This window comes from Kocuria sp. SM24M-10, assembly GCF_001027955.1.
Taxonomy (GTDB): Bacteria; Actinomycetota; Actinomycetes; order Actinomycetales; family Micrococcaceae; genus Kocuria; species Kocuria oceani.
Window position 1 is genome coordinate 75402 of record NZ_LDNX01000048.1, and the last position, 6693, is coordinate 82094.

A 6693-nucleotide genomic window follows, 5' to 3' on the forward strand; every position below is an offset into this window, starting at 1 on the left:
GGATGTTCGAGATCGGGCAGCGGGTCGAGCTGAGCGTGCCCGGGTCCACGGGCAACGTGGGCCCCGGCTACGACAGCCTGGGACTGGCGCTCGGCCACTACGACGACCTCGCGGTGACGGTGACCGGGGCGGGACTGGAGTTCGAGCTGCACGGCGAGGGCGCCCAGGCCGTGCCCCGCACCGCGGAGCACCTGGTGGTGCGCGCCATGCGCGCCGCCTTCCGCGCCGCGGGCGTCGAGGACCTGCCCGGACTGCGGCTCGAGGCGACCAACCGCATCCCGCACGGACGGGGCATGGGCTCGAGCGCCTCCGCCGTGGTGGCGGGCGTGCTCGCGGCGAACGCGCTGCTGCCCGCCGGGCGCGCCCTGGACGACCGCCGGCTGCTGCAGGTCGCCGCCGCGATGGAGGGCCACCCGGACAACGTGGCCCCGTCCCTCTACGGCGGCCTCGTCATCTCCTGGAGCGGGCCCGACGGCTACCGCAGCGCCCCCGTGACCGTGCACGAGGACGTGGTGCCGGTGGTCGCGATCCCCGACTACGAGGTCCCCACCCGGCTCGCACGGTCCCTGGTGCCCGCGACCGTCCCGCACCACGACGCCTCGGTCAACGCCGGGCGCACGGCCCTGCTCGTCGAGGCCATGACCCGCCGCCCCGAGCTGCTGCTGCCGGCCACCGAGGACCGGCTGCACCAGCCGTACCGGGCCTCGGCGATGCCCCCGAGCGCCCGGCTCATGGCGGCCCTGCGGGACCGGGGGCTGCCCGCCATGATCTCCGGCGCCGGCCCGACGGTCCTGGTCCTGGCCGCGGGCCCGGCGCAGGCGGCGGCGACCGAGCGCGCCCTGACGGAGCTCACCCGGGCCGGCGCCGACGCCCCGGGAGTCTCCTGGCGTGTCCTGCGTCTGCGGGTCGACGGGCAGGGTGCTAAGCTGGAGAAGCACCCGCAGAAGATCCAGGGGTAGGAGACCGCGCCCGGCGCGGTGAGGACAGCGGGCATCATGAGGGGCGTCGCCCCGGGCGGATGCCCTCGATCTCTCGCCTCCACCGCTCCGATCCTCCGGTGATCCCCCGCCGGCACCTGCTTCCACGATGCCGACGGTGCACCGGCCCGCTCTCTGCGGACCGGGGCGCACCACGATCTGACGGGTGACACCATGTTCGCCCAGGCTGCCGCGCCCTGAAGTGCGCCCCGCCGCCGGCGGCCCGCGTGCGCGGCCCGCCGGGAACCCATCACGGTCCTGGACTCTGAGATCCACGGACCCCCCACCGAGGGAGAAGGACACTTCGTGACCGAGACCACCGACCTTTCCACGGGTACGGAAGAGACCACCACCGACACCAGGAACGCGGGCCTGTCCGCGCTCAAGCTGGCCCAGCTCCAGGCGCTCGCCTCCCAGCTCGGCATCACCGGCGCCCGCCGGATGCGCAAGAGCCTGCTGGTCGACGCGATCGCCGCCCACCAGCGTGGCGGCGCCGTGGCCGACCGCGACCGCGCGGTCGAGCAGAAGATCGCCCAGACGGTGGAGAAGACCGCCGGCCAGCAGTCCGCCGCTCCCGCCGAGCGTCCCGCGGAGGACTCCGGCCGGCCCGCCGCGGCGGGGCAGCCCGACGGCGAGCAGGGCGGCCAGGACGCCCCGCCGCAGCGGCGCACCCGCTCCCGCCGGGCCACCAGCACCGGCGTGGTGGCCCCCGCCGAGCAGGACGGCTCCACGCGTCCGGCCGAGGCCGGCGAGCCGAACGGCCAGTCCGCCCCCGAGCAGTCCACCCCCGAACAGTCCACCCCCGCGCAGTCCGGCGAGGACGCCTCCGGCTCGGAGGGTGAGGGCGGCCGCGGCCGCAGCCGCAACCGGCGCAACCGCAGCCGTGAGGACAACGGCGGCAACGGTCAGGAGAGCTCGCAGCGCGCCGAGGAGTCCCGTCCCGCGTCCGAGGGCCGTGACGAGGACCAGAAGCAGGACCGCAGCCGCAACCAGAACCGCGGCCAGGACAACCGTCAGGACAAGGGCGGCCAGGACAACCGGGGCCAGGACAACCGTCAGGACAAGGGCGGCCAGGACAAGAACGACGGCCGCGGCAAGGGCGGCAGGTCCCAGGAGTCGAAGGGCCAGGACAACCGCCAGGACAACCGGGGCCAGGACAAGAACGGTCAGGACAACCGCGGTCAGGACAACCGGGGCCAGGACAGGAACGGCCAGGACGGGGAGGGCGGCAGCCGGCGCAGCCGCCGCAACCGCAACCGCAACGACCGGGACCGGGACCGCAACGACCGCGCCGAGCGCAACGAGCGCCGCAACCGGCGGGGGCGCAGCTCCGGCCCCGAGGTGGACGACACGGAGTTCACCGAGGACGACGTGCTGCTGCCCGTGGCGGGCATCCTGGACGTGCTGGACAACTACGCGTTCGTGCGCACGTCCGGCTACCTGCCGGGCCCGAACGACGTCTACGTCAGCCTCGCCCAGGTCAAGAAGCACAACCTGCGCAAGGGTGACGCGGTGGTGGGCGCGATCCGTGCCCCGCGCGACGGCGAGCAGCAGAACAACACGCGGCAGAAGTTCAACGCCCTCGTCCAGCTGACCACGGTCAACGGCAAGAAGGCCGAGGACAACAGGGACCGCGTGGACTTCGGCAAGCTGATCCCGCTCTACCCGCAGGAGCGGCTGCGCCTGGAGACGGAGCCCAAGAAGATCGGGCCCCGCGTCGTCGACCTCGTCGCGCCCATCGGCAAGGGCCAGCGCGGCCTGATCGTCTCCCCGCCCAAGGCCGGCAAGACGCTGATGCTGCAGGCGATCGCCAACGCGATCACCACGAACAACCCCGAGGTCCACCTCATGATGGTGCTCGTCGACGAGCGCCCCGAGGAGGTCACGGACATGCAGCGCACCGTGAAGGGCGAGGTCATCGCCTCGACCTTCGACCGCCCGGCCGACGACCACACCACGGTCGCCGAGCTGGCGATCGAGCGGGCCAAGCGCCTGGTGGAGATGGGCATGGACGTGGTGGTCCTGCTGGACTCCATGACCCGCCTGGGCCGTGCGTACAACCTCTCGGCCCCCGCCTCCGGCCGCATCCTGTCCGGCGGCGTGGACTCCGCGGCCCTGTATCCGCCGAAGAAGTTCTTCGGCGCGGCCCGCAACATCGAGAACGGCGGCTCGCTGACCATCCTCGCGACCGCCCTGGTGGAGACCGGGTCCAAGATGGACGAGGTCATCTTCGAGGAGTTCAAGGGCACCGGCAACATGGAGCTGCGCCTGTCCCGTTCGCTCGCGGACAAGCGGATCTACCCGGCCGTGGACGTCAACTCCTCGGGCACCCGCCGTGAGGAGAACCTGCTCTCGCCCGACGAGATCAAGATCATGTGGAAGCTGCGCCGGGTGCTCTCCGGCCTGGACCAGCAGCAGGCGCTGGAGCTGCTCACGAACAAGCTGCGGGACACCCAGTCCAACACCGAGTTCCTGCTCCAGGTGCAGAAGACCACGCTGTCGGCCCGCTCCGAGAGCGACCGCTAGCGCACCCGCTGCCGCCGCGGCCCGCACCGGACACCCGGTCGGGGCCGCGGCGGCGTCGTCGTGTCCGGGCCCCGCGCCCGCGACCCGGCGCCGTCGTCCCCGCCGCCGTCGTCCCCGCCGCCCGAAGAAGGAGCGTCCCATGCCGGACCCGATCCAGTCCCTGCTCGACGAGCACGCCGAGCTGCAGCGCCAGCTCGCCGACCCCGCGGTGCACGCCGAGCCGGGCAGGGCCCGGAAGCTGGGACGCCGCTACGCCGAGCTCAACGGCATCGCCGAGACCCACCAGCGGGTGCGGCGTCTGGAGGAGGACCTCGGAGCCGCACGGGAGCTCGCCGACGAGGAGCCGGAGTTCGCCGAGGAGATCCCCGCGCTGGAGGAGCAGCTCACCGCGGCGCGGGAGCGGCTGCGCCGGCTGCTCGTGCCCCGCGACCCGGACGACGGGCGCAACGTCATCCTGGAGGTCAAGGCGGGGGAGGGCGGGGACGAGTCCGCGCTGTTCGCCGGGGACCTGCTGCGGATGTACCTCAAGTACGCGGAGGCCCGCGGCTGGAAGACCGAGTTCATCTCCACCAACGAGTCCGACCTCGGCGGCTACAAGGACGTCCAGGTGGCCATCAAGTCCACCGCCACGGACCCCGCCGAGGGCGTGTGGGCCCGCCTGAAGTACGAGGGCGGGGTGCACCGCGTCCAGCGGGTGCCCGTCACCGAGTCGCAGGGCCGGATCCACACCTCGGCGGCCGGGGTGCTGGTCTTCCCTGAGGTCGACGAGCCGGAGGAGGTGGAGATCAGCCAGAACGACCTGAAGATCGACGTCTACCGGTCCTCGGGCCCCGGCGGGCAGTCCGTGAACACCACCGACTCCGCGGTGCGCATCACCCACCTGCCCACGGGCATCGTGGTGGCCATGCAGAACGAGAAGTCGCAGCTGCAGAACCGCGAGGCCGCGATGCGGGTGCTGCGCGCCCGCATCCTGGCCCACCAGCAGGAGCAGGTCGACGCGGAGAACGCCGCGCAGCGCCGCTCCCAGGTGCGCACCATGGACCGCTCCGAGCGGATCCGCACCTACAACTTCCCGGAGAACCGGATCAACGACCACCGCACCGGGTACAAGGCCTACAACCTCGACCACGTGATGGCCGGGGACCTCGAACCGGTGGTGCGGTCCGCGATCGAGATGGACGAGCAGGCCCGGCTCGAGGCCATCGGCCGGCAGGACGGCTGAGGGCGGGGGCGCGGGCATGCACAGGTCGCTGGGCCAGGCGGTGCGCTGGGCGGAGCAGGTCCTCGCCGAGGCGGGGATCGACTCCGCCCGCACGGACGCGCTGCTGCTCGCGGGCCACCTGCTGGGCCTGTCCCGCGGGGAGGTCGAGGCACGCGCCATCATCGGCGGGGACGAACCGGAGGGCTACGCGGAGCTGGTCGCCGAACGGGCGCGCCGGGTCCCGCTGCAGCACCTCACCGGCGTCGCGCACTTCCGCTACCTGACGCTGTCCGTCGGGCCCGGTGTCTTCGTGCCCCGGCCCGAGACGGAGACCGTGGTGCAGACCGTCGTGGACGAGCTGCGGAGGCAGCTGGCCGCGGGGGTGCACCGTCCCCGGGTGGTCGACCTGGGCACGGGCTCCGGGGCGATCGCCGCCTCGGTCGCCCACGAGGTGCCGCAGGCCCGGGTGCACGCCGTGGAACTGTCCGAGAGCGCCCACGCCTGGGCCGCGCGGAACCTGCGCGGCACCCGCACCGAGCTCGTCCGTGGCGACCTGCGCACCGCCTTCCCCGAGCTCGAGGGCCGCTGCGACGTGGTGGTCTCCAACCCCCCGTACATCCCGGCCGACGCGCTCCCGCGGGAGCCGGAGGCGCGCGAGCACGACCCGGAGCTCGCCCTGTACAGCGGCGGCGAGGACGGCCTCGAGCTGCCGCGAACCGCGCTGGCCTCGGCCCTGCGGCTGCTGCGCCCGGGCGGGTTCTTCGTCATGGAGCACGCCGAGGTCCAGGCGGAGCCCGTCGCCCGCGCCTTCCGGGAGGCGGGCCTGGTGGACGTCGTGGGCCACCAGGACCTCACGGGACGGGACCGTGCCACCGCCGGACGGACCCCGGAGGCCGCCGCGCCGGCCCCGGACGGAACGGCCCCGGACGAGATGGGAGAATGACACCGTGAGCCACACCGTCTACGACTGCAGCAGCATCGCCCAGCGCACCGCCGGGCTCAAGCACGCCGCCCGGGCGCTGGCCGCGGACGCCTGCGTGGTGCTGCCCACCGACACCGTCTACGGCATCGGCGCCGACGCCTTCTCCGCCCGCGGCGTCGCGACCCTGCTCGCGGCGAAGGGCCGCTCACGGGCGATGCCCCCGCCCGTGCTCATCGCGCACGCCGGGGTGCTGGACGGGCTCGCGGACGAGGTGTCCGACGACGCCCGCGCGCTCGCCGCGGCCTTCTGGCCGGGCGGGCTGACCCTGATCCTGCATGCCCACCCGTCCCTGGGCTGGGACCTCGGCGAGACCCATGGCACCGTGGCCCTGCGCGTGCCCGACGACGAGCTGGCACAGGCCCTGCTCATCGAGAGCGGTCCGCTGGCCGTCTCCTCGGCGAACCGCACCGGCCACCCGGCCGCCCTGGACGCCGGGGCCGCGGTCGGGATGCTCGGGGAGGCCGTGGAGGTCTACCTCGACGACGGCCCGCGGCCCGCCGGCCGGCCCGGCACCCCGGAGGGCGACCCCGTGTCGTCCTCGATCGTCGACTGCACCGGGGAGACCCCGCTGCTCGTGCGCCACGGCGCCGTGAGCCTGGCCCGGCTGCGTGCCGTGGTGCCCGCGGTGACGCCGGCGGACGGGGACGAGGAGCTCGAGGGCGCTCCCGCGGCGGCTCCCGCCGATGCCGCGGACCGGCCCGAGGGCTCCGGCTCCCACGCGGTGAGCGAGATCGACCCGGAGGCCGGCCCCGGTCCGGAGGCGGCCCCGGCACCCGCCCCGGCGGACCGTCCGGCCGCACCCGCCCCGGCGGACCGTCCGGCCGCGCCCGCTCCGGCGCAGGCGGCCGCCGCGCAGGGCCTTGCGGCCTCGCTCGTGGCCCGCTCCGTGCCCGGGCCGGCGGTCCGCCCCGCGGTGGACCAGGACCGCACCCGGGCCCAGCACCCGGCCGCGCCCGGTCAGCCCCGGCCCCTGTCCGTCGACGAGGCCGCCCGGCTCGTGGCCCGGG

General features: G+C 74.6%; 5 protein-coding genes. All 5 read left to right on the plus strand.

Annotated features, from left to right (window positions below; genetic code table 11):
* Positions 1 to 2 precede the first annotated feature (2 nt).
* The gene (gene thrB / locus ABL57_RS05880) at positions 3 to 959 is read left to right on the plus strand and encodes a homoserine kinase (RefSeq protein WP_047802510.1); all 957 of its coding nucleotides are present in this window, start codon (positions 3 to 5) and stop codon (positions 957 to 959) included.
* Between the two features lie 324 nt (positions 960 to 1283).
* Entirely contained in the window at positions 1284 to 3503 is a 2220-nt protein-coding gene (gene rho / locus ABL57_RS05885) for a transcription termination factor Rho (RefSeq protein ID WP_047802511.1), read from the plus strand.
* Between the two features lie 139 nt (positions 3504 to 3642).
* Positions 3643 to 4725, plus strand: a complete 1083-nt coding sequence (gene prfA, locus ABL57_RS05890; RefSeq protein ID WP_047802512.1) for a peptide chain release factor 1 — start codon at positions 3643 to 3645, stop codon at positions 4723 to 4725.
* Between the two features lie 16 nt (positions 4726 to 4741).
* On the plus strand, positions 4742 to 5647 hold the full coding sequence (gene prmC, locus ABL57_RS05895; protein WP_047802513.1) for a peptide chain release factor N(5)-glutamine methyltransferase: 906 nt from the start codon (positions 4742 to 4744) through the stop codon (positions 5645 to 5647).
* 4 nt (positions 5648 to 5651) lie between these two features.
* A partial coding sequence (locus ABL57_RS23505; RefSeq protein WP_082157252.1) for an L-threonylcarbamoyladenylate synthase occupies positions 5652 to 6693 on the plus strand: 1042 nt, incomplete at its 3' end.

Excerpts from the sequence above, each read along its gene's own strand:
- prmC (WP_047802513.1), top strand. The coding sequence starts at position 4,742 with ATGCACAGGTCGCTGGGCCAGGCGGTGCGCTGGGCGGAGCAGGTCCTC.
- prfA (WP_047802512.1), top strand. The coding sequence starts at position 3,643 with ATGCCGGACCCGATCCAGTCCCTGCTCGACGAGCACGCCGAGCTGCAG.
- thrB (WP_047802510.1), top strand. The coding sequence starts at position 3 with ATGTTCGAGATCGGGCAGCGGGTCGAGCTGAGCGTGCCCGGGTCCACG.